Genomic DNA, 20,919 nt, shown 5'->3' with positions numbered 1-20,919 from the left:
TACTAACAACTTTATAATATAATACACAACAATGGCACGTAATAAAGCAAATAATGATAAAAATATAGATAACGGTGAAGCAAATACTGTATTAGCAAGAGTTTTACCTTCAAATACTCAGGCAGAACAGATGCTTATTGGGGCAATTTTAACCAATAATGAATTACTAAACTATGTATCAGAATTTTTACGCAGTGAACATTTTTTTGAATCTATTCACCAAAAAATTTATAAAGGAATTGAAGTAATTACCGAGAAAGGTTTAATAGCTACTCCTATAACCTTACGTAGTATGCTAGTGAATGATGAGCTTTTTGCTGAAATGGAGGGAGCTGAATATTTAGCAAAATTAGTCACTATGTCAATGATGGTAATTAATCCTATTGACTATGGTAAAATAATATATGATTTAGCAATAAAACGTTATTTAATAAATATTGGTGAGGAAGTAGTAAACGACGCATATAATTCTTCTTTAGAGTTTGAAGCAAAAGAACAAATTGAACGAGCTGAATCTAAGCTTTATGATTTAGCTAGTGAAGGGATAAATGAAAAAAGCTTTACCAAAATTGCTATACCTATTTCAGAGTCGATTGCTAGCATAAACAGAGCAATGAAAAATAATGATCATGTGATAGGTATATCTACTGGCTTAATTGATTTAGATAGTAAACTGTTTGGTTTTCATAATTCTGATCTCGTAATTCTTGCAGGACGTCCCGCTATGGGTAAAACAGCCTTTGCTTTAAATTTAGCTTTAAATGCTTGCAATAACATGCTTCTTAGAAATAAGCGTGATAATCAAGAAGTGCAATCTGTGGGATTTTTCTCTCTAGAAATGTCCTCCGAGCAGCTTACAACACGTTTGCTTTCAATGAGTGCAGGAATTGACTCCACTATTCTTCGTACAGGAATGATTAATGAAGCAAATTATAATCGCCTTCGCAAAGAAGCAATAGCTTTATCAGAATTATCATTTTTTATTGACGATACTCCTGCTTTAACTATTTCAGCTATAAGAACACGTGCTAGAAGAATGAAACGCAAGCATAATTTAGGTATATTATTTGTCGATTATTTACAATTAATTAGAGGAGTAAGTAAATCCGATAATAGGGTTAATGAAGTTTCGGAAATCACCCAAGGTTTAAAAGCCATAGCCAAAGAATTAAATATTCCTGTCATCGCATTATCTCAGCTATCTAGAGCAGTAGAGCTTCGTGAGGATAAAAGACCTATGCTATCCGATCTTAGAGAATCAGGAAGTATTGAACAAGACGCCGATATAGTTATGTTTATCTACCGAGAAGAATATTATCTAAGCAGAAAAGAGCCTGCAGCAAGCGACCCTAAACATGCCGAAAAATATGCTGAATGGCAAAATAATATGAGTAAAGCACATAATATTACCGATATTATAATTGCAAAACACCGCAGCGGTCCCGTTGGAAATGTTCAGCTATTCTACGATAGTCAATATTCTAAATTTGTTAATCTAGAAATAAAACACCCAATGCATCCAAGATAGCAGCTGCATAAAACTTGGTGTCATCTAGTTGCTTAACCGAGCTATAGTAAATAAAGATAGAGTATATTTATAAAATACCGATAATCGTATTAGTAAGTTCATATCCCATAATAAATATTCCAATAATTACTGATATAACAATTAAATATTTCTTTTTTAGTTCAGGATAATAAAAATTTTTTATTTTTGCTTTATATAATAAGTAAGCAGGCAATAAAATTGCAATTATTACTAGTATCATACCGGCGAACCCTAAAACTGTAATAAAAGCATTAGGAACTAGTATTGTTACAATATAAGCTGGTAATATAGTAATAGAAGTGAAAATACTATAAGTAAGTAGAACAGAACCTATTTAAAATAATAAGATTTTAAATAGGTAATGATGAACAGAAAATATAGACACTTATCTCGAGAAGAGAGATATGAGATAAAAAGAATGTATGACCTAGGAGTCAGTATTAATAAGATAGCACAACATCTTACGAGGTCTAAAAGCACTATTAGTATGGAGCTAAAAAGAAATAAGGTAAAAGATAAGTATATGCCTTGTGTTGCTCAGGAAAAATATGAAAACAGGATGTATCAGCAAGAGTTATTAAAAATAGAAAAGAACCCTATGTTGTTAGATTATATTAAAAATGCTATGATTCGCAAGAAATGGTCGCCGGATGCTATAGCCGGAAAGTTAAAACTAGACAAAAATACAGCTTTGTGTATCAGTACAGAAAGTATATATAGATTTGTTTACACTTCTGCAGTAGCAGCTAAATTAAAGTTATATAGCTATTTACCTTCTAAAAGATATAAAAGCAAGAAAGAGGGAAGAGGCGTCAAAGGATCATTATACCACAAAGGATCTCAATACATCAGCGTGATGCAATAGCTACGAAAAAGGTAGAAGTAGGGCATTTTGAGGCAGATCTTACATTTCATAAAGGTAATCAAAGTATGAATATTGGTGCACTGGTGGATAAAAAGAGTCAAAAGATTATTTTAGTGCTGAATAACTCCAAGAGAGCTACAACAGTTACCAATGGTTTTTTAAGAAAGATAAAAACTCTTCCAAATAGTGTGAGAAAGACTATTACTATGGATAATGGCAAAGAGTTTGTGGGGCATGTTGCCTATAGACTATCTGGGTTTCAAACTTTCTTTTGTGATCCATACCGCCCTAGACAAAAAGCATTAGTGGAAAAAATGAATTCTATGATTCATAGAATTTTACCTAAAAATACAGATATTACTACCGTTACACAAAGAGGTCTTGACAATGTTGCTGAGATTTTAAATAACATGCCAAGAAAGATTTTTGGTTATAAAACCCCCAATGAAATTTGGGCAGAAAATTTATAGGTTTTGTTCTACTTAGTCCTTGAATTTTCAGAAGCAGCTATTATATCACGAATCCTTAAATTACACTTTAGGTTTGAAAAACTTACTTTAAGAGAATCACATAGACCTACACCTACACCAATTACTGAGGTAGCTATAGCTAAAGTAGAGATTATCCACACTAGCAATTGTACGGATTGCCATTTTGCTATACTGCTTAATTCTTTAACTAACTCTCCTACTTCAACATTGCCTACAACCATCTGTTGATAAAATACCGGATTTTCATGATGTATTACAGTAAGAACGCTACATGTCCAAATTATATATACTATTGCTGGAATTAAAGTACCAAATAAGAATGCTAATTTTAATGTTCTAGCATTTTTATTACAGCAAAACTTACGCTATGTTTGGTTCTAAATATCGTAAAGATGGAGAACGCAGCTGTTGTTGCATATAGTCATCTAAAAGCCCTAACTTTATTTGGTAAACCGTTTTACCGATTGTATTTGCAGTCCTTTTGAGAAATGCCCAAACTAAAAATGCACAACTAATATGATTACGTTGAATACGCTGTTTCCTGCATTGACAACGTTCTATCCCAGTAAGTTGCTTAATTTCTCTGTGCATGCTCTCAATTACCCATCGAAAGCCACACTCATCTTGTGCAGCTTTAGAAGATTTTTGAGTTTTGTTACAAAACTTACGCTATGTTTGATATAATGCCCATGAATTAAGGGATATTATGAAGTGCTTCACTATAAAACATTGCTGTGTAATAAGAGTTTTTAGCATATTTGCTATAACATAGCGTAAGTTTTGGTTATTGGTAACAACATACTCAACTCTGTTGGTAGGAACAGTAAATTTAAACAAATTAACATGCTTATTTTTAGCAAAGCCTTTTATATGAATCTCTACTCCATGCCTGATCTCTTCATCTGAAAATGTCAACTCTTTTACAGCTTTATAAGGTTTAGAATCGTGCGTTTTACTAACGTTTCTATTGGCTTTAATAGGGGCATAATAATATTTCCCCAGAGAGTCAACATGTTGCATAATTTTGTGTGTAGAATACCATGTGTCAAAAAGTACTGTTTGAAAAGGAATCTTCTTGCTATAAACAGCATTATTTAACATGTTTAATAGGTGTTCTAGTTTTGTTGCTCCATCATGATCAGGTGCAAAAATTCGATAATCTATTACCCAAAACTTATTAATATCAGGGTTATAATATACCAGACTCACTACTCCTATACCTTTAGTAACTCTACCTGTAGCTCCACTGTACTGCGATCTTGCAACTTCTATTTGCTTCGTATTCCTTTTATTTAAAACCGTATCATCAAATATTGTATATCCATTAGATGAAAAAATAACATCATTCTTGATGTGTTCCCATAACAAAGAAGGTGTATATTTTTCATTCCTTAAAAATCTATTAATAACATCATGACTACATTTCTTTGCATGTTCAGCGTAGTAGGTTAAACTATAATTCTTTTGGCTAACTATTAAAAATTGACAATAATCTGTCCTATTAATTGGTATTGCTTGCAACTTTGAAAATTCAAGGACTAAGTAGAACAAAACCTATAAATTTTCTGCCCAAATTTCATTGGGGGTTTTATAACCAAAAATCTTTCTTGGCATGTTATTTAAAATCTCAGCAACATTGTCAAGACCTCTTTGTGTAACGGTAGTAATATCTGTATTTTTAGGTAAAATTCTATGAATCATAGAATTCATTTTTTCCACTAATGCTTTTTGTCTAGGGCGGTATGGATCACAAAAGAAAGTTTGAAACCCAGATAGTCTATAGGCAACATGCCCCACAAACTCTTTGCCATTATCCATAGTAATAGTCTTTCTCAAACTATTTGGAAGAGTTTTTATCTTTCTTAAAAAACCATTGGTAACTGTTGTAGCTCTCTTGGAGTTATTCAGCACTAAAATAATCTTTTGACTCTTTTTATCCACCAGTGCACCAATATTCATACTTTGATTACCTTTATGAAATGTAAGATCTGCCTCAAAATGCCCTACTTCTACCTTTTTCGTAGCTATTGCATCACGCTGATGTATTGAGATCCTTTGTGGTATAATGATCCTTTGACGCCTCTTCCCTCTTTTTTGCCTTTTATATCTTTTAGAAGGTAAATAGCTATATAACTTTAATTTAGCTTCTACTGCAGAAGTGTAAACAAATCTATATATACTTTCTGTACTGATACACAAAGCTGTATTTTTGTCTAGTTTTAACTTTCCGGCTATAGCATCCGGCGACCATTTCTTGCGAATCATAGCATTTTTAATATAATCTAACAACATAGGGTTCTTTTCTATTTTTAATAACTCTTGCTGATACATCCTGTTTTCATATTTTTCCTGAGCAATACAAGGCATATACTTATCTTTTACCTTATTTCTTTTTAGCTCCATACTAATAGTGCTTTTAGACCTCGTAAGATGTTGTGCTATCTTATTAATACTGACTCCTAGGTCATACATTCTTTTTATCTCATATCTCTCTTCTCGAGATAAGTGTCTATATTTTCTGTTCATCATTACCTATTTAAAATCTTATTATTTTAAATAGGTTCTGTTCTACTTACTTATAGTATTTTCACTTTATCCTCTTTGACATGTTTAATTATTTTTACAATAATTTATCACTTTTTTACTCATAGCGTAAGTTTTGACAGTAATTAGTTAAAGTATGAAAAATTACTTGGAAACCAAAATAAGTAAAAACTACAGGCATTATTTCACTCCATACTAATATTTCTTTATATCTTGATGAAAACAATGGTAAATTGTACCATTTAATCATAGCAATAAGTCCTATAATTAAAATTGCTATTACTATAAGTATCCCAATAAATAACAAACGATTTATATAATCTATTAACTTTAACGGTAGCAATAATAGTAAAATAGATATAACGGCATAGCATATACTCCTATGTAATCTATACTTATATCTAAAGCTAATAAATTTTGTATTATTGACGAACCTCCATATATAAAAACTGCCAGTAAAGCGTATGAAAGAATTTTAAGATTTACCATACCGATAATTTCAGCAATACGTCCTGAAAAATATTTTCCAAGTCTTCCTAGTGCTATACCTTTACCGGCTTGAAGGTTAAGTTCCAAATTAATTAAGGAAGTATAATACATTAGAAACCAAATTATAAACATTAATATTATACTAGGTATTAAACCTATTTTTGCTTATACCATAGGCAGGGCTATCATACCGCTACCTATACAAGTACCCGCAATTAATAAAATTGAACCGATAAGTTTTTCCATATTTTTAATTTTTTAAAATTAACTTTAAAAGGCTTATAATTAAGAAGAATTATGTATAGACTAGTTGAAATTTAGAAGCAATAATATTCGCAAGGATAATAATGAGAAAAATAAAAAATTTTCATGGATGGCTTCCATAGTATTAGAATAGGCGAAGACTGCGTTACAGTCTCATGAAGCAATAAAAATTTCTGAAATTGCTTTTTTAAAGACTAACTACGCATGACTCCTTTCTTTATCACTATTTTTGGCTTAGGTTTTGCTTTTACTTTATTGTTAGAAGCAAGTGTGACTTTAGGCTTGGTAGATGCTACGTTAAAGTGCTGATCTAGCAATCCGATCATTTTCTGATCACGAGATTCAGCACTTCTACCGCCTGTAACAACTGCGATTAATGACTTACCGTTTCTTGAGGCAGTAGTAACTAAATTATAACCAGATGGATTAGTAAAACCTGTTTTTAGACCTTCAGCTCCTCGATAGTTTTTAGTAATATTATTATGTCCATTTCTTGTATTACCGCGAAATACAAAACTTGTTTTGGAAAATAACGGATAATATTTAGGATAGTTTTTCTTAATTGCTAAAGCAAGCTTAGCCATATCTCTTGCAGTAGTTTGCTGCAACGGATCATGCAAACCTGAAGCATTCTTAAAATAGGTATTTTTCATCCCAAGTTGTTTAGCTTTGACATTCATTGCATGAGCAAAAGCTTTTTCTGAGCCTTTAAGATTTTCAGCAGCAACCACAGCAGCATCATTAGCGGAAGTTATAATTAACCCATTAATAGCATCTCTGACTGTTATAGTTTCACCCGCTTTTAAACCTAGCTTACAAGGAGGCATTTTTGCCGCTTTTTCTGATACAGTTAACTTTTTATTTAATGATAGTTTACCTGTCTCAATTGACTCAAACATTAAATATAGTGTCATTAATTTAGTTAAAGAGGCAGGATACATCCGAACTTGTGAATTATGAGCATGCAAAACCTCACCATTTTTTTCATTAATTACTAAACTAGTTTGAACGGGAATAGGAACTTTAGAAGAATTTTTTACAGCCTTTTTTGCTTCACTTACTTGGGTAAGTAAAGAAATGATAACAAAAATGTAAGGCAATAAAATTTTTCTAAACATCTTATATAGATAAAATATTATTAGAGTTTGGTCAAGATGAAATTATAGTGCTATGCACTATAATTCCATTCCCGCGTAGGCATGGATCCAAGATAAAGCAATATAACCTAAGCTTTCAATTTTAAAAATTCCTCGTGTTTATACTTTTTCTGGATTCCCCCTTTTGCGGGAATGACATCAGAGCTATGTAATAACGCAAGCCACGGGATGACACAGCCAAAGCCAAAACTTACTACACGTTAACCTTTTTATTAAGATACATTAATATAAATAAAGCAGGCAAGGCTAAAATGATAGTGAAGATGAAAAAGCCATTCTAGCCTAGCATATTTACAAGTTTACCAGCATAAATAGTGACAGTATTGTTACATAAACTGCTTGCAGCGGTAAAAAGTGCATATTGCGTTGCTGAGTATTTTTTATTACATAAATAGCTTATATATCCAACCAAAGCAGTAGTACCCATAGCGGCAGCAAAATTTTCTATAGTAATAGTAATTAATAAAGCTCCAAAAGAAGGAGGTTGACTATTGAGCCAAATAAACGCAAAATGTGTTATGCTTTGGAGGATGCCGGTAATGTCATTGTCAATTAAAAAGGGACCAGTAAATTGCACGAAAAAGGAACCACTATATTTAAAAATTTTTATGCCATATTACCTCCAGATTTATAGTTATTAATACGATAACTTTTACCTTTTATGTTTAGTATATGAGCATGATGTACCACTCGATCAATAATTGCATGAGTTAATACTTCATCAGCAAATATTTCATTCCATTTTTCAAAATCCTTGTTTGTGGTAATAATGGTAGATTTATTTTCATATCGTTTAGCAATAATATTAAAAAAGTCTTCTACTGAATGTTTTGGCAATTGCTTAAACCCGAGCTCATCAAGAATTAATAAATCAAACGATAGGAGTAATTTAACCTTTTTGTGATAACTATTATCTGCTCTTGCAATATGTAAATTATAAAGCATATCCGATACCGTAGTAAAATATACAGAGTATTCTCGTGTTAAAGCTTTTAATGCTAGCCCAATGGCAAGATGAGTTTTCCCAGTTCCTGAATCACCTATGAATATTACATTTCCCTTAGTATTAATATAATCACAAGTTGATAAATCACTTATTACTTTGGCATCAACACTTGGTTGGAAATTAAAATCAAAGTCTTCTAAATTTTTAGTTACCGGCAATTTAGCAGCACTTTTACGGCGACGGTAATTATTATCCTTACGGTTAGATTTTTCATCTTCACATAATAGTGATAGAAATTCTTTAAATCCTAGTTTATTATTTTGAGCATAAATAATCCTTTCATTTAAACTATTGACTATACCTGATAATCTAAAGCTTCGTAGGTCATTAAATAAGTTCTGCATTATTACCTCCAAACTCTGGTAATGGTAAGTTTACTGCATTACTATTTAAAATATTCTTAATTTTAGAGTAAGAACTTATACCATAATGTAGTGCTCTATGACAGGCTTTATCTATTAAGTCATCATTGTAAACCTTACGTAAAGAAATGATACCTCGTGCACAACGTTGCCAATCATTCACTCTTGTTTGTTGTAATGATTCTAATAATAAACTGCAATTATTCCCTATCTGCTGCATTTGTTGTTGATAATGTTCACTATATTCTATAAAACCTGGGCATAGACGTTTGTATTTAGCATAATGAGACGGATTAGTGGTAAATATCCCCTTGCCCTCTGTTCTAACGTGTCTTGCTATTAAATCATTTTGTATAGAAAATATTTGAACAAGTTTTGGGGACAATTGTACCATTACCTCACTGTATATATATTTTGCTGGTACAGAGTAATAATTATTATCTATGGTAATATGACAATCTTTTGCTACTTTTCGATTATGCCAAGATGACAAATCAAAAGTTTCTAATGGTAAAGGAATCAAACTACTTCTTTCCTCTTGCTCAAACAGTTCTCTAGGTATTCTCTTAGTAGTACCATGTATTCGGCTATTGGCCTTATTTAACCAATTTGCAAGACCATTTGTTAATTCTTCATATCTATCAAATTTACGACCAGCAAAAAAATTATTTTTAACGTATTTTATTCCCGACTCAACTTTGCCTTTTTCTTGCGGTTGATACACTCGACAAGGAGAAAGTAAAATTCCATAATGATCGGCTAAGCACTTATATTCCTTCTGATATACTGGCTCATAAAAATTGGCATCTACTACTCCAGCTTTAAGATTATCAAGTTTTATTACTTTTGGACTACCAGCAAAATAATTAAATGCATTGATATGACATTGAATCCATGTTTGACAACTTTGATCAAACACTACTTCATAATAATCAAGGCGACTATAGCTTAAACGCATATTAAATACATATGCTTTAACTCTACGCCCTTTAGAATTATACTGTAAGCCTATGTCACCAAAATCTACTTGTGCTTCCTCTCCTGCTAAAGTATGAAAACGAATGCAACTGTTATCCTTAATTTTATATTTTTTGATATAACGGGTCAAAGAAGTATAACTGCTTGTATAACCTTGATTTTTTAACTCCTCAAAAATTCTTATGTAACTCAGATTTTTTTCTAATAACTCAATTATTTTTTCGTGCCAAAAATCCAAAACTGAAGATCGTTCATAGATTGCTGGGGATTCTGTACCAGCCTCTACATAGCGGTTTATTATTTTTCGTACTGTTTTGCGGTCTGTTCTTGTTAGTTTGGCAATATTCCTTTGACTATTGCCTTGTTTATAAAGGGTGATAATTGTTGTATACATATTTATTCTTATCATTGTATCACTAGATATTTACTTGCTTAATTATCTAGTGAATATTGCACATTAACCTTATTAGGTCACACCAACTTCTCTGGTCCCTTTTTCGTGCAATTTACTGGTCCCTTTTATTTTAGCAATGACAGTAATAATTAAGCCTTTAAAATTATTAAACCTATACATTATAGCATAAGTCATTAAGGTACTGACAGAGCGAGAGTATCATGTTATAGTAAGCAAATATTAACAAGCATGTAAAGAGATATGGCACGAGCATATGCAATAGAACTAAGACTAAGAGTTATAAAAGCTGTAGAAGCAGGGATACGAATAAGTAAGGTAAGTAAATTATTTAATGTAAGTCGTGATACTATATATAAATGGAAAAAATTAAAAGATAAGCAAGGTACTTTAGAAGCAGCAACTGGTTATCAGAAAGGACATAGTCATAAGATAAAAGATTCAGAATCTTTTAAAGAATTTTTTAAAGCTAATATGAATAAAACATCAAAGGAGTTAGCAAAGCAATGGGGTAATATTGCATCTGTAACTATTTTAAGACAAATCAGAAAACTTGGCTATAGCTATAAACAAAACTCATTTTCATCCGAAAAGAGATATTAAATTAAGAAATGAATTTATAGCAAAGATACAAACCATCACAAAAGACAAATTAGTATATCTTGATGAATCTGGAATAGAGGATAATGCTTGCAAAGAGTATGGATGGAGCATTATAGGACAAAGGTGTTATGGAGAAAAGGTGTATCAACATAAATTTAGAATAAGTATGATAGCTGGTCTTTGTAATGGTAATCTTATTACTCCTGTAATATTTGAAGGTAATTGTAATACAGAGGTCTTTAAAACTTATATTAGGGATGTATTAATTACAGAATTACAACCTGGGCAAACCGTTATTATGGATAACATTAATTTTCATAAAAATTCTAAAGTTAAAGAGTTAATTGAATCCGTTGGTTGTACCATATTGTATTTACCAACTTACTCTCCTGATTTAAATCCTATAGAGCATTACTGGTTTAAGATAAAAAATGAAATTAGGAAAGTTGTAGGAGATTTTGAAACATTTTATGATGCTGTTTTTAATACTATTAAATTGTCAGTATCTTAATGATTTATGCTATACCATACCACCGACAAATCCACCGACTAAGGTTGCAATCAAGCCATATAGCTTAACAATTACTGCTATTTCTGTTTTACTATAGCCAAGCTCTATATAAAAAGGCGACGCAATAGATAAAAGCATTGCATCACCGAGTTTAAAAAATATTAAAGCAAACAAAATAGTTACAGCAAATTCTCTTTTAAAAAAATCTTTAAAAGGACTAATTACTGTATGAATCCAAGAAGCGATAGAAGTAAATTTTATCTTTTCTCTTACTAATTCTTTTTCCTTTACTGTTATTATAAAAATCGTAGAGACGGCAAATATTATACCTATAACAAAGAAAGTTAATTGCCAGTTATCGTTGGTTATTTCAGCAAAATATAAAGCCCAGCCACCTGTAATCAGCATACCGATTCTATAACCGAATACCGCTGTTGCACTAGCTATGCCTTGCGTTTCTTCTTCAAACTTATCGATATACGAAGAGCATCAACAGCAATGTCAAATGTGCTTGATAAAACCCCTAAAGCTATAGTTAGAAAATATAAAGCAGTTAAAGAAGTGGCAGGATTTTCTCTTCCCATAGCTATCAATACTAAAGCCATCAAACTGCTACATAATATAAGCCAACCTTTTCTATGTCCCCATCTGCTTAAAAAAGGCACTTTAAAATTATCAATCAGAGGAGACCAAAATACTTTTAGAGAATAAGATAGTTTTGCTATTCCAAAAGTAGTGATAACTGCAATATCTATACCCGATTCTTTTAACCAAACCGAAATAGTACTATAAATTATAGCTAGTGGCATGCCGCTAACTATTCCTAAGATTAATATTTCGAATAAGCGATAGTCTTTAAATATTCTGGTGATAAGCATTTGTTTTATTATTATTTAGTCATTTCTACGTATTTTTTATCGTCATTGCGAGGAGATGCGTAGCCAGGAGGGCGGAGGCAATCTCATGAGATAGTGTAAGACTCCTGAGATTGTGTACGTACAATTACTTTGTAATTTCCTCGCAATGACGGAAAAACTGTTATACAGGAACGTTATCACTATCCCTCAGCTCTTTATTATACAACGCATAATATTCACTCTTATTATCAAGCAGCTGCTTATGGTTTCCTTGTTCACAAACTGCACCATTTTTCATCACAATTATATTATCAAGGTCAGTAATGCTACTTAAGCGATGGGTAATAATTAAAGTAGTTTTTCCGTTGCGTAATTTCTTTAGAGATTCTAGAATTTTCTGCTCAGAAGATTGATCTAAGCTGCTTGTTGCCTCGTCCCAAATTAAAATTGGTGCATCTTTTAAAAAAGCTCTGGCAATCGATAAACGTTGACGCTGACCACCTGAAAGAGTTGTCCCTTGCACACCTATTTGTGTATCATAACCATTTGGCAGCTGCATGATAAACTCATGTGCATCAGCATATTGTGCTGCCTTAATTATTTCTTCTTGTGTAGCATTAGGTTGACTATATGCTATATTCTTGGCAACGCTAGTATCAAATAAATGCGTATCTTGTGTAACTAAAGCAATTTGGCTGCGTAGAGAAGTAAGCTTAATATCTTTAATATCATGAGTATTAATTAAAATTCTTCCTTCTGTGGGATCATAAAAACGTGCTAACAAATTGCTGAGCGAAGTTTTACCACTACCAGAACGCCCAACAAAGGCAATCATTTTATTAGGTTTTAACTTTAAATCTATATGTTTTATAGCTACCTTACTTTCAAAACTTAAAGCTAATTTCTCAAAAGTAATTTGTGCATCAGATAAATTGATTTCCTTAGAATTACTATGATCTTTAATTAAAGGTTCGGTATCCAAAATACTAAATACCCTTTTAGCTGCTGCAATCCCCTCTTGTAGGTTAATATTCAACGATACTAAACTTTTAAATGGTCTATAAGCTGCAGCAAAAGAAGCTAAAAAAGCAAATAATGCACCTGGTGTAGTCTTCCCATCAAGTACCAAACTACCTCCATACCATACCATACCACCAACTGCAAGACCGCTTAACCCCTCCATAATAGGTGAAACTAACGCATCTAATTTAGATGTTTTTTTGTAATATTCTAAAATATTGTTAATAATTAACGCTGCTCTCTTACTTTCTATTTTTTCACCGACAAAAGATTTAATAATTTTAATTGACTGAAAGGCTTCATCAAGCTTAGAAGTATAATGCCCAAGCTCCTCTTGTGATCGTGCAAATATTCTCCTTATCTTTCTTCCCATTTTCTGCACCGGATAAACGGCAAGAGGAAAAACAAGGAAAACCACACAAGATAATAGCGGTTCTAAATTAAACATCGTTATTATTAAACATACTACAGTTAGAAAATGTTTAGCACATCCGACGAGTAAATTAGAAACAGCACCACGCATTAAAGAAATATCATTAGTAAAGCGGGATATAAGACGCCCTGAAGATTGCTTTTGAATAAAAGAAATATCGGCAAATAACAAATGCTCATACATTTTTATCTGCAAATCGTTTAATACTCTCTGTCCGACAAATTTTATTAGATAATTCTGATAATATTCCGAAATTCCTTTGATAAAGAAAGTTAAGATAAGCACTATCGGCATTATAACAAGCATTCTTCTATCATGCGTTAAAAAAATCTTATCAATAATAGGTCTAACCGTATGTACTATAATTGCCGTACAAATTGCTGCAACAGCCATACAAAATATTGCTATATATATCTTAGTTGCATAAGGTTTAATATGATTTTTTATTAACCTTTTAATTATATAAAAAGCTTGGTAGTCATTATCTAAATTATTGTTCATTGTCGTTAAAAATATTAAATTGATGAGTAGGACTAGTTGGCAGTGGAATTTTTAAATGCTCAAAAGCAGCAGCTGTTATCACCCTGCCCCGTGGTGTTCTTTGTAGTAAACCTATCTGTATTAGATAAGGCTCTATGGTTTCCTCAAGTGCATCACGCTGCTCGGAAAGAGCGGCGGCAATTGTCTCAATTCCGACAGGTCCACCATTATAATTATCTGCTATAAATTTGAGATAACGATAATCATTGCTATCAAGTCCAATAATATCAACCTCCAAGCGGTTTAAACCAAAATTAGCTATTTCTTTATCTATTTCTAACTGATTGTTAACCGCGGCAAAATCTCTTATACGGCGTAGCAACCTTAAGGCAATTCTTGGCGTTCCTCTACTTCTTCTTGCTATTTCTTCTGAACCTGAATCAGTCAAATCAATATCAAGCAATTTACTTGCTCTGTTTAAAACCTTTTTCAGCTCTTCGGTATTATAGAAATTCAAACGCATAGGAATACCAAACCTATCACGCAAGGGGTTACTAAGCAAACCAAGACGGGTAGTAGCACCTATAAGCGTAAATTGCGGCAGGTTTATTTTTACCGATCTTGCAGCAGGACCTTCTCCGATAATTATATCAAGCTCAAAATCTTCCATAGCCGGATATAAAACCTCTTCAACCGAAGTATTTAAACGATGGATCTCATCAATAAATAATACATCATTTTTTTCAAGGTTGGTGAGAATAGCGGCTAAATCTGCTGCTTTAAGTATGGCAGGACCGGAAGTAGATTTGAAATTACCACCTATCTCATTAGAAATAATCTTGGCAAGCGTAGTCTTACCAAGCCCAGGTGGACCGTAAAATAAAGTATGATCAAGGTGCTCACCACGTGATTTAGCTGCCCTAATAAATACAGAAAGGTTTTCCTTAATCTGTTGCTGTCCAACAAATTCTTGCAAATATGATGGTCTTAGCGGCAATTCTTGATCATTCTGATTTTTTTCGGGCGATAATATATTAGTCATTTTTAAGTAAATTGTAGCTTTATTTGGGCGGCTCTGATGTTATTCTCGTATAGGCACATGAGTATTAACTTAAGGACCAATGTCATCCCGTGGCTTGTCCACGGGATCCAGTAATTAAAAAATACAAAAGCTCGATTTCTCGCTTTATGCTGGATTCCCGCCTCCGCGGGAATGACATATAATCCACACAATATTTACACATGTTACGACTATATAATAGCGGAAAAATAGTTTTTTGCTATACTATTTATTTAAAAATTATTATTACGATTCTTTAATGCGGTTCTGATTAATTCATCAATGGAGATTTCTGGATTTTTGGTGATAATTTCTTGTACAGCGTTTTGTGCTTCAAACCTTGAAAAGCCTATATTTATCAAAGCTTTTATCACGTCATTACTTGCTACCGGCGTAATACCTTTAATGCCCAAACTGTCTTTAATAACAGCAGATGAGCTTGATATTTTTACCACTTTATCACTTAATTCTCGTACTATACGCTCGGCTAGTTTAGCTCCTACTCCTGCAATCGCTTTAAAAATATTCTTATCTTCATTATTTATGGCAATTTGTATATCAGTAGGCGTAAGGGCTGTCAAAATAGACAAAGCCATCCTTGTTCCTATACCATTTACAGATTGCAGCAAGTTGAAACAACTCTTTTCTTCTAAACTCAAAAAGCCGTATAAATTAATATGGTCTTCTCTTACATGGGTTTCAATAAATAATTTATAAGATTCCCCTTCCGCAAGCTTAGCTAATGTCTTACCCGAAGCAAAAACTCGATATCCAACCCCATTTACGTCAATTATCGCATAATCATCATAGCTTGAGTCGACTCTGCCGCTTAATTTTCCGATCATATTATTTTTTCTTTTTCTTCTTACTATATATTAAAACTAACGTTGGTAAAGCGGTAATAATAGCAGCTAAAATATAATGAATAACAAGCGGTCTATCCACCATATGACACTGCCCATCATCTGGAATCGTCTGAGCCAAAATCATATAGGCAACTATTATCGTTATTGCTATATATAGAAAAGCAAAAAATAAGTATTTCATAAATTTTTTCATGTTAATCCCTGTTTGAATTGTCATTTTAACATAGGCTTAGCGTTGCTTGTATGATGCCAATGTCATTCCCACGTAGGCGGGAATCCAGAAAAATAGACATAAAAGCAGCAAATTTTTAAAATTAAAAGCGTAGGTTATCTCGCTTTATGCTGGATTCCCGCCTACGCGGGAATGACATTGATACTATATTATAATACCTTAAATTTATAGCAAACTTGATTCTTTTCCCCTTTACTCATCAAAATTCCTTGCTCTAAACCATATGCCAAATCTCTACTTGCTGTGGCTGTGGAAATATTTTTATGCACTGCGATATAATCTTTTCTAGTAAACCATTTATTTGTTAGAGCAGTCTTAGTAAATTCGATTCTTGATAGTGGTGAATTAGCCTCATATATTATATTATTACTATATAATTTTAATGCTGCAAGGATTTGATCAAGCATGAACTCAATAAATAAGGTAGACTCCCCAAGCTTATCACACTTACTTAAAACACTATAATACTTACTTTGACTATTTCTTATTAAACTTTCAACTGAAATATATTCAAAAATTCTATTATTTTGCATTAATAATAGTTGTTGCCATAATCTTCCTATCCGCCCGTTACCATCAGAAAAAGGATGAATAAATTCAAACTCATAATGAAATATACAAGCTTTGATTATTAAAGAAGTATTACTATCTTGCGTTATGAACTCAAATAAATCCTGCATTAATATAGGTACACGACTAGGAGGTGGAGCAAAATGCACTAATTCAGTACCTTTAAATATTCCTGCATTCCCTTTACACCAATATCCATTATCTATTATTAATCCTTGCATTAATATTTTATGAGCCTTTAGTAATGATTCAATTTCAAAAGGATTAAATATTGTAAGATTATCATATAACAAAACTTACGCTATGAGTAAAAAAGTGATAAATTATTGTAAAAATAATTAAACATGTCAAAGAGGATAAAGTTGCAAGCAATACCAATTAATAGGACAGATTATTGTCAATTTTTAATAGTTAGCCAAAAGAATTATAGTTTAACCTACTACGCTGAACATGCAAAGAAATGTAGTCATGATGTTATTAATAGATTTTTAAGGAATAAAAAATATACACCTTCTTTGTTATGGGAACACATCAAGAATGATGTTATTTTTTCATCTAATGGATATACAATATTTGATGATACGGTTTTAAATAAAAGGAATACGAAGCAAATAGAAATTGCAAGATCGCAGTACAGTGGAGCTACAGGTAGAGTTACTAAAGGTATAGGAGTAGTGAGTCTGGTATATTATAACCCTGATATTAATAAGTTTTGGGTAATAGATTATCGAATTTTTGCACCTGATCATGATGGAGCAACAAAACTAGAACACCTATTAAACATGTTAAATAATGCTGTTTATAGCAAGAAGATTCCTTTTCAAACAGTACTTTTTGACACATGGTATTCTACACACAAAATTATGCAACATGTTGACTCTCTGGGGAAATATTATTATGCCCCTATTAAAGCCAATAGAAACGTTAGTAAAACACACGATTCTAAACCTTATAAAGCTGTAAAAGAGTTGACATTTTCAGATGAAGAGATCAGGCATGGAGTAGAGATTCATATAAAAGGCTTTGCTAAAAATAAGCATGTTAATTTGTTTAAATTTACTGTTTCTACCAACAGAGTTGAGTATGTTGTTACCAATAACAAAACTCAAAAATCTTCTAAAGCTGCACAAGATGAGTGTGGCTTTCGATGGGTAATTGAGAGCATGCACAGAGAAATTAAGCAACTTACTGGGATAGAACGTTGTCAATGCAGGAAACAGCGTATTCAACGTAATCATATTAGTTGTGCATTTTTAGTTTGGGCATTTCTCAAAAGGACTGCAAATACAATCGGTAAAACGGTTTACCAAATAAAGTTAGAGCTTTTAGATGACTATATGCAACAACAGCTGCGTTCTCCATCTTTACGATATTTAGAACCAAACATAGCGTAAGTTTTGATAATTCTATAGCATTCTTTACTTCTAAAATATCTTTTTCAGGGGCAAGGACTCTTTTACCATTTATTAAATCAGTGACTTGCTCTATGCTTAAACTATTACCTTCAATTGCTAAAGATGATTGAAGGGTTTTGATTTGATTATTTTTTCTAAGCTTTACAGGTGTAGAGTAAAGCTTACTACCTACTAAAATACCCAGCTCATAAGAAATATCTTGTAATAATTCCAAGATTTTATTAGTTATTTGAAAAGTTGGTTTGTTATTCATGATATGATGTAAAACTGTTGTTGGGTGAAGTATGTGTGATTCCCGCATAGGCGGGAATCCAGGAAAAAAATAAATATAAATACATCAAAGCTTAAAAAATAAATCTCGCTTTATGCTGGATTCCCACCTACGCGGGAATGACATAAGAACCGCAGGATGATAAAGCAGAACTAATCCACACAAACAAAACCATAAAAACATTATTATGCCCAGTTCAGCTTTTTTGATTGCGTTTTTTGTATCTATAATTCGTTACTACGATTATGCATTATTTGGCTTATCAGCACACATTTTAGCACAAAATTTTTTACCTAGAAGTACGCATGAAATACAGCTACTTGGCTTTTTTGCATTACTTAGTGCGGCTGTTGTGATCCGTCCTTTAGGCTCTATAATTTTCGGCTATATAGGTGATAGATACGGACGCACTAAATCTATCAAAATATCGATGTTTATCAGCAGCATTTCTACCTTGCTAATCGCTGTTACCCCTTCCTTTGATAAAATAGGTATTCTTGCTACAATTATGCTTACATTTTGCCGGATGATTTTTATTGCAAGTTTAGCTGGTGAAGTTGATGGAATAAAAGTTTATGTGGCAGAAAAAACAAAAAATAACCAAAAAAATTTAGGACTAGGAGTAGTTGCAAGCTGCACTCAAATAGGAGCATTACTTGCTGCTATGGCTTATTATTGTGCGACTAACCTTAATATTTATTATTTGTGGCGAATTAATTTCCTGATCGGTGCTATATTTGGATTATTTGCTATTTTAATGAGAAATTATTTCAAAGAAAGCAACGAATTTTTACATCATAAAAATAAGCAATCTAATAATATCTCTATTTTTCAGGTTCTAAAAAACTCTAAAAAGTCTTTTATTTTGGCACTACTAATAAACGGTACAATCGGCGGTATATACCATTTCTTAGTATATTTCTTAGGCGTGTTTTTAGCAAGAATAGCCTTTATAAACCCTATAGAAACTGAGTTTATGAACATAAGCTTAATTATTACTTACGGGATAGCGGCTATTTTCGCAGGAATGCTTGCTGATAAAATAAATCCTTTAAAACAAATTATATTTGCCTTACTGCTTAGTCTTGTAGCTGCTTTTGCCATGCAGATTTTACTATATCAGCAAATATTTACTGTTCTAGGTCCTATTATGTTAATTGGACTTGCCGCATTTTATGCTGTTCCATTACAAATTATCGTCCAGTCTTTATTTAAAACAGCTATTAGAATGCGGCTTTATAGCTTATCTCACTCCCTTGGCGGTATTATATTATCCTCAAGCACGCCTTTCTTCAGTATGTTACTATGGCAAAACTTTAAGTCGTTATGGGTAACATTCAGCTTCTTCACTTTCTTACTTATAATACTAACTATTGCAGTATTGGTTTTACGTAAAACTATTACACGCTAAAAGACTTACCGCAACGCAATCGTTTTTCTAGGAAATTACTATAGTTATGGATGTGCTGTAATTGTTAGAATGGTAATATTATCTTTTTTAGGTCCATAGTGCCAAAAAATCCTATAAGCCGCAGGAGTATTATTCTCAGCATAAGCTTCAAATATTTCTTCTCCGTTGTCGCCTTTAGTAGATTTATATTTATGAGTATTTAAACTAGGATGATGCGGATTTGTTTGTAAATATGCTAATGTTTTTCTTACTGCTTTTAAACGCTTTTCTAAACTTTTATTATTTTCAAGTTCTTCCAAATCTTTACTAGCCTGAATAGTAAAAAGAATTTTAAAGGTCATCAATAAAAGTAATCCCCGCCGCAAGCAGCGGGGTATTTTAGAAGAAAGCTAGCTGATGATCCTCATGCAGTTTCTGATATTCCTTGCCTTGGTTTTTTACGTATTTTCCTATCATATTCTCATTTCCATGCTTACCTACCGTACTCGTAAAATATCCATCAGTCCAAAATTCTCCACCCCATAATTGTTTCTTTACCTGTGGACACTGTCTAAATATTTGACGAGCTGTAACACTTTTAATTGTTGTTACTATTTTTGTTACGCTATAGGTTGGTACAGATTGTACCAAAAAATGGACATGATCTTCATCAACCCCTATTTCTAAAAATTTTATTTGATATCTCTTTTCTATCTCTAAACATATTTCTCGTAATACTTGATCAACTGATACGTCAAACACTGCTCGGCGATATTTTGCTGGAAATACCATGTGATACAGCAGTACCGTAACATTATGACTTTTATGTATATATTTGCTCATTCCGCCATATTACGCCGCAAGCGGCGGGGAATATACCCAAAAGAGATTTAAATATTTACTGAAGTCTTCTATATATTTTACTTGCCCTTTAGCTGAGCCTTTAATCCCATTATTTAGCTGTTCTAAAGCTTTTTTATTATTAAATAGCCAACTTTCTTTTAAAGGGATTTCGGTATAGGGCTCTAAAATAATTTGTCCCTTTTTACTATTAATAATAACATGGAAGCTACTTACTCCTTTAGCGAGTTTAC

General features: G+C 32.3%; 22 protein-coding genes and 5 pseudogenes. 7 read left to right on the top strand and 20 right to left on the bottom strand.

Annotated features, from left to right (window positions below; translation table 11 throughout):
• The first annotated feature begins 31 nt into the window (after nt 1-31).
• Nucleotides 32-1,528, top strand: a complete 1,497-nt coding sequence (locus AAGD55_RS06380; RefSeq protein ID WP_341790856.1) for a replicative DNA helicase — start codon at nt 32-34, stop codon at nt 1,526-1,528.
• A gap of 67 nt (nt 1,529-1,595) precedes the next feature.
• Here AAGD55_RS06380 and AAGD55_RS06375 read toward each other — a convergent pair whose 3' ends face one another.
• On the bottom strand, nt 1,596-1,883 hold the full coding sequence (locus AAGD55_RS06375; RefSeq protein ID WP_341792536.1) for an aromatic amino acid transport family protein: 288 nt from the start codon (nt 1,881-1,883) through the stop codon (nt 1,596-1,598).
• A gap of 27 nt (nt 1,884-1,910) precedes the next feature.
• On the opposite strand from AAGD55_RS06375, the gene AAGD55_RS06370 reads away from it, so the two are divergent.
• Together AAGD55_RS06370 and AAGD55_RS06365 are read left to right on the top strand one after the other, a co-directional pair.
• Nucleotides 1,911-2,414 (top strand): helix-turn-helix domain-containing protein, encoded by a 504-nt coding sequence (locus AAGD55_RS06370; protein WP_341790855.1) that lies wholly within the window; start codon nt 1,911-1,913, stop codon nt 2,412-2,414.
• Nucleotides 2,369-2,884, top strand: coding sequence for an IS30 family transposase (locus AAGD55_RS06365; protein ID WP_341792535.1), 516 nt, complete (start codon nt 2,369-2,371; stop codon nt 2,882-2,884). The genes AAGD55_RS06370 and AAGD55_RS06365 overlap by 46 nt, the downstream gene beginning before the upstream one ends.
• Nucleotides 2,885-2,892: 8 nt before the next feature.
• Here the strand turns inward: AAGD55_RS06365 and AAGD55_RS06360 are convergent, their stop codons facing one another.
• The 10 genes and pseudogenes from AAGD55_RS06360 to AAGD55_RS06315 form a co-directional block, all read right to left on the bottom strand.
• Nucleotides 2,893-3,207, bottom strand: a complete 315-nt coding sequence (locus AAGD55_RS06360) for an aromatic amino acid transport family protein (protein ID WP_341792534.1) — start codon at nt 3,205-3,207, stop codon at nt 2,893-2,895.
• A 58-nt stretch (nt 3,208-3,265) separates the two neighbouring features.
• On the bottom strand, nt 3,266-3,496 hold the full coding sequence (locus tag AAGD55_RS06355) for a hypothetical protein (protein ID WP_341791151.1): 231 nt from the start codon (nt 3,494-3,496) through the stop codon (nt 3,266-3,268).
• 78 nt (nt 3,497-3,574) lie between these two features.
• The gene (locus AAGD55_RS06350; protein WP_341790854.1) at nt 3,575-4,456 is read right to left on the bottom strand and encodes a transposase; all 882 of its coding nucleotides are present in this window, start codon (nt 4,454-4,456) and stop codon (nt 3,575-3,577) included.
• Between the two features lie 3 nt (nt 4,457-4,459).
• Nucleotides 4,460-5,434 (bottom strand): IS30 family transposase, encoded by a 975-nt coding sequence (locus AAGD55_RS06345; RefSeq protein WP_341790853.1) that lies wholly within the window; start codon nt 5,432-5,434, stop codon nt 4,460-4,462.
• 112 nt (nt 5,435-5,546) lie between these two features.
• Nucleotides 5,547-6,127: pseudogene (locus AAGD55_RS06340) on the bottom strand (aromatic amino acid transport family protein).
• Nucleotides 6,128-6,396: 269 nt separating this feature from the next.
• Nucleotides 6,397-7,320 carry a D-alanyl-D-alanine carboxypeptidase family protein gene (locus AAGD55_RS06335; RefSeq protein WP_341790852.1) on the bottom strand — a complete coding sequence of 308 codons (924 nt, stop codon included), beginning with the start codon at nt 7,318-7,320 and terminating at the stop codon, nt 6,397-6,399.
• A gap of 232 nt (nt 7,321-7,552) precedes the next feature.
• Nucleotides 7,553-7,900: pseudogene (locus AAGD55_RS06330) on the bottom strand (MFS transporter); the annotation flags it as partial.
• A 65-nt stretch (nt 7,901-7,965) separates the two neighbouring features.
• Nucleotides 7,966-8,709 (bottom strand): IS21-like element helper ATPase IstB, encoded by a 744-nt coding sequence (gene istB / locus AAGD55_RS06325; RefSeq protein ID WP_341790851.1) that lies wholly within the window; start codon nt 8,707-8,709, stop codon nt 7,966-7,968.
• Nucleotides 8,693-10,099, bottom strand: a complete 1,407-nt coding sequence (gene istA, locus AAGD55_RS06320) for an IS21 family transposase (RefSeq protein ID WP_341790850.1) — start codon at nt 10,097-10,099, stop codon at nt 8,693-8,695. Before istA ends, istB begins: the two co-directional genes overlap by 17 nt.
• A gap of 72 nt (nt 10,100-10,171) precedes the next feature.
• Nucleotides 10,172-10,294 (bottom strand): hypothetical protein, encoded by a 123-nt coding sequence (locus AAGD55_RS06315; RefSeq protein WP_341790849.1) that lies wholly within the window; start codon nt 10,292-10,294, stop codon nt 10,172-10,174.
• Between the two features lie 66 nt (nt 10,295-10,360).
• Here AAGD55_RS06315 and AAGD55_RS06310 point away from each other — a divergent pair.
• Nucleotides 10,361-11,231, top strand: a protein-coding gene (locus tag AAGD55_RS06310) for an IS630 family transposase (RefSeq protein WP_341790848.1) whose coding sequence is annotated in 2 segments (ribosomal slippage) — nt 10,361-10,687 and nt 10,689-11,231 — 870 coding nt in all. Because the reading frame shifts where the segments join, the coding sequence is not laid out codon by codon here.
• A gap of 12 nt (nt 11,232-11,243) precedes the next feature.
• Here AAGD55_RS06310 and AAGD55_RS06305 read toward each other — a convergent pair.
• The 6 genes and pseudogenes from AAGD55_RS06305 to AAGD55_RS06280 all read right to left on the bottom strand — a co-directional run.
• Nucleotides 11,244-12,109, bottom strand: a pseudogene (locus tag AAGD55_RS06305) (MFS transporter); the annotation flags it as partial.
• Between the two features lie 160 nt (nt 12,110-12,269).
• Nucleotides 12,270-14,042 carry an ABC transporter ATP-binding protein gene (locus AAGD55_RS06300; RefSeq protein WP_341790847.1) on the bottom strand — a complete coding sequence of 591 codons (1,773 nt, stop codon included), beginning with the start codon at nt 14,040-14,042 and terminating at the stop codon, nt 12,270-12,272.
• Entirely contained in the window at nt 14,032-15,063 is a 1,032-nt protein-coding gene (ruvB, locus tag AAGD55_RS06295) for a Holliday junction branch migration DNA helicase RuvB (protein ID WP_341790846.1), read from the bottom strand. Before ruvB ends, AAGD55_RS06300 begins: the two co-directional genes overlap by 11 nt.
• Nucleotides 15,064-15,314: 251 nt before the next feature.
• On the bottom strand, nt 15,315-15,926 hold the full coding sequence (gene ruvA, locus AAGD55_RS06290; protein ID WP_341790845.1) for a Holliday junction branch migration protein RuvA: 612 nt from the start codon (nt 15,924-15,926) through the stop codon (nt 15,315-15,317).
• A 1-nt stretch (nt 15,927) separates the two neighbouring features.
• Nucleotides 15,928-16,140, bottom strand: a complete 213-nt coding sequence (locus AAGD55_RS06285) for a Holliday junction ATP-dependent DNA helicase RuvA (RefSeq protein ID WP_341792533.1) — start codon at nt 16,138-16,140, stop codon at nt 15,928-15,930.
• A gap of 188 nt (nt 16,141-16,328) precedes the next feature.
• A pseudogene (locus AAGD55_RS06280) lies at nt 16,329-17,045 on the bottom strand (Fic family protein); the annotation flags it as partial.
• Nucleotides 17,046-17,093: 48 nt separating this feature from the next.
• Here AAGD55_RS06280 and AAGD55_RS06275 point away from each other — a divergent pair.
• Entirely contained in the window at nt 17,094-18,143 is a 1,050-nt protein-coding gene (locus AAGD55_RS06275) for a transposase (protein ID WP_341790844.1), read from the top strand.
• Here the strand turns inward: AAGD55_RS06275 and AAGD55_RS06270 are convergent.
• Nucleotides 18,103-18,417: pseudogene (locus AAGD55_RS06270) on the bottom strand (Fic family protein); the annotation flags it as partial. The gene AAGD55_RS06275 and the pseudogene AAGD55_RS06270 overlap by 41 nt on opposite strands.
• Nucleotides 18,418-18,622: 205 nt before the next feature.
• Here AAGD55_RS06270 and AAGD55_RS06265 point away from each other — a divergent pair.
• Nucleotides 18,623-19,846, top strand: a complete 1,224-nt coding sequence (locus AAGD55_RS06265; protein WP_341790843.1) for an MFS transporter — start codon at nt 18,623-18,625, stop codon at nt 19,844-19,846.
• A gap of 44 nt (nt 19,847-19,890) precedes the next feature.
• On the opposite strand, the gene AAGD55_RS06260 is transcribed toward AAGD55_RS06265, so the two are convergent.
• Nucleotides 19,891-20,187 (bottom strand): hypothetical protein, encoded by a 297-nt coding sequence (locus tag AAGD55_RS06260; RefSeq protein ID WP_341792607.1) that lies wholly within the window; start codon nt 20,185-20,187, stop codon nt 19,891-19,893.
• Nucleotides 20,188-20,224: 37 nt separating this feature from the next.
• Nucleotides 20,225-20,668 carry an IS200/IS605 family transposase gene (gene tnpA / locus AAGD55_RS06255; RefSeq protein ID WP_341790826.1) on the bottom strand — a complete coding sequence of 148 codons (444 nt, stop codon included), beginning with the start codon at nt 20,666-20,668 and terminating at the stop codon, nt 20,225-20,227.
• Between tnpA and AAGD55_RS06250 the strand changes: the two genes are divergently transcribed.
• A complete protein-coding gene (locus AAGD55_RS06250) occupies nt 20,661-20,846 on the top strand; it encodes a hypothetical protein (protein ID WP_341790842.1) in 186 nt (61 codons plus the stop codon). The genes tnpA and AAGD55_RS06250 overlap by 8 nt on opposite strands.
• The last annotated feature ends 73 nt before the right edge of the window (nt 20,847-20,919 follow it).

The organism is Rickettsia endosymbiont of Gonocerus acuteangulatus, from assembly GCF_964026435.1.
Classification (GTDB): domain Bacteria; phylum Pseudomonadota; class Alphaproteobacteria; order Rickettsiales; family Rickettsiaceae; genus Rickettsia.
The sequence above is the reverse complement of the archived record's forward strand: the minus strand, read 5'-3'. Positions and strand labels throughout refer to the sequence as shown.

Coding starts and splice junctions, on each gene's coding strand:
- AAGD55_RS06380 (WP_341790856.1), top strand. CDS start 32: ATGGCACGTAATAAAGCAAATAATGATAAAAATATAGATAACGGTGAA.
- AAGD55_RS06370 (WP_341790855.1), top strand. CDS start 1,911: ATGATGAACAGAAAATATAGACACTTATCTCGAGAAGAGAGATATGAG.
- AAGD55_RS06355 (WP_341791151.1), bottom strand. CDS start 3,496: ATGCACAGAGAAATTAAGCAACTTACTGGGATAGAACGTTGTCAATGC.
- AAGD55_RS06345 (WP_341790853.1), bottom strand. CDS start 5,434: ATGATGAACAGAAAATATAGACACTTATCTCGAGAAGAGAGATATGAG.
- AAGD55_RS06335 (WP_341790852.1), bottom strand. CDS start 7,320: ATGTTTAGAAAAATTTTATTGCCTTACATTTTTGTTATCATTTCTTTA.
- istB (WP_341790851.1), bottom strand. CDS start 8,709: ATGCAGAACTTATTTAATGACCTACGAAGCTTTAGATTATCAGGTATA.
- istA (WP_341790850.1), bottom strand. CDS start 10,099: ATGTATACAACAATTATCACCCTTTATAAACAAGGCAATAGTCAAAGG.
- AAGD55_RS06315 (WP_341790849.1), bottom strand. CDS start 10,294: ATGACTTATGCTATAATGTATAGGTTTAATAATTTTAAAGGCTTAATT.
- AAGD55_RS06300 (WP_341790847.1), bottom strand. CDS start 14,042: ATGAACAATAATTTAGATAATGACTACCAAGCTTTTTATATAATTAAA.
- ruvB (WP_341790846.1), bottom strand. CDS start 15,063: ATGACTAATATATTATCGCCCGAAAAAAATCAGAATGATCAAGAATTG.
- ruvA (WP_341790845.1), bottom strand. CDS start 15,926: ATGATCGGAAAATTAAGCGGCAGAGTCGACTCAAGCTATGATGATTAT.
- AAGD55_RS06285 (WP_341792533.1), bottom strand. CDS start 16,140: ATGAAAAAATTTATGAAATACTTATTTTTTGCTTTTCTATATATAGCA.
- AAGD55_RS06275 (WP_341790844.1), top strand. CDS start 17,094: ATGTCAAAGAGGATAAAGTTGCAAGCAATACCAATTAATAGGACAGAT.
- AAGD55_RS06265 (WP_341790843.1), top strand. CDS start 18,623: ATGCCCAGTTCAGCTTTTTTGATTGCGTTTTTTGTATCTATAATTCGT.
- AAGD55_RS06260 (WP_341792607.1), bottom strand. CDS start 20,187: ATGACCTTTAAAATTCTTTTTACTATTCAGGCTAGTAAAGATTTGGAA.
- tnpA (WP_341790826.1), bottom strand. CDS start 20,668: ATGAGCAAATATATACATAAAAGTCATAATGTTACGGTACTGCTGTAT.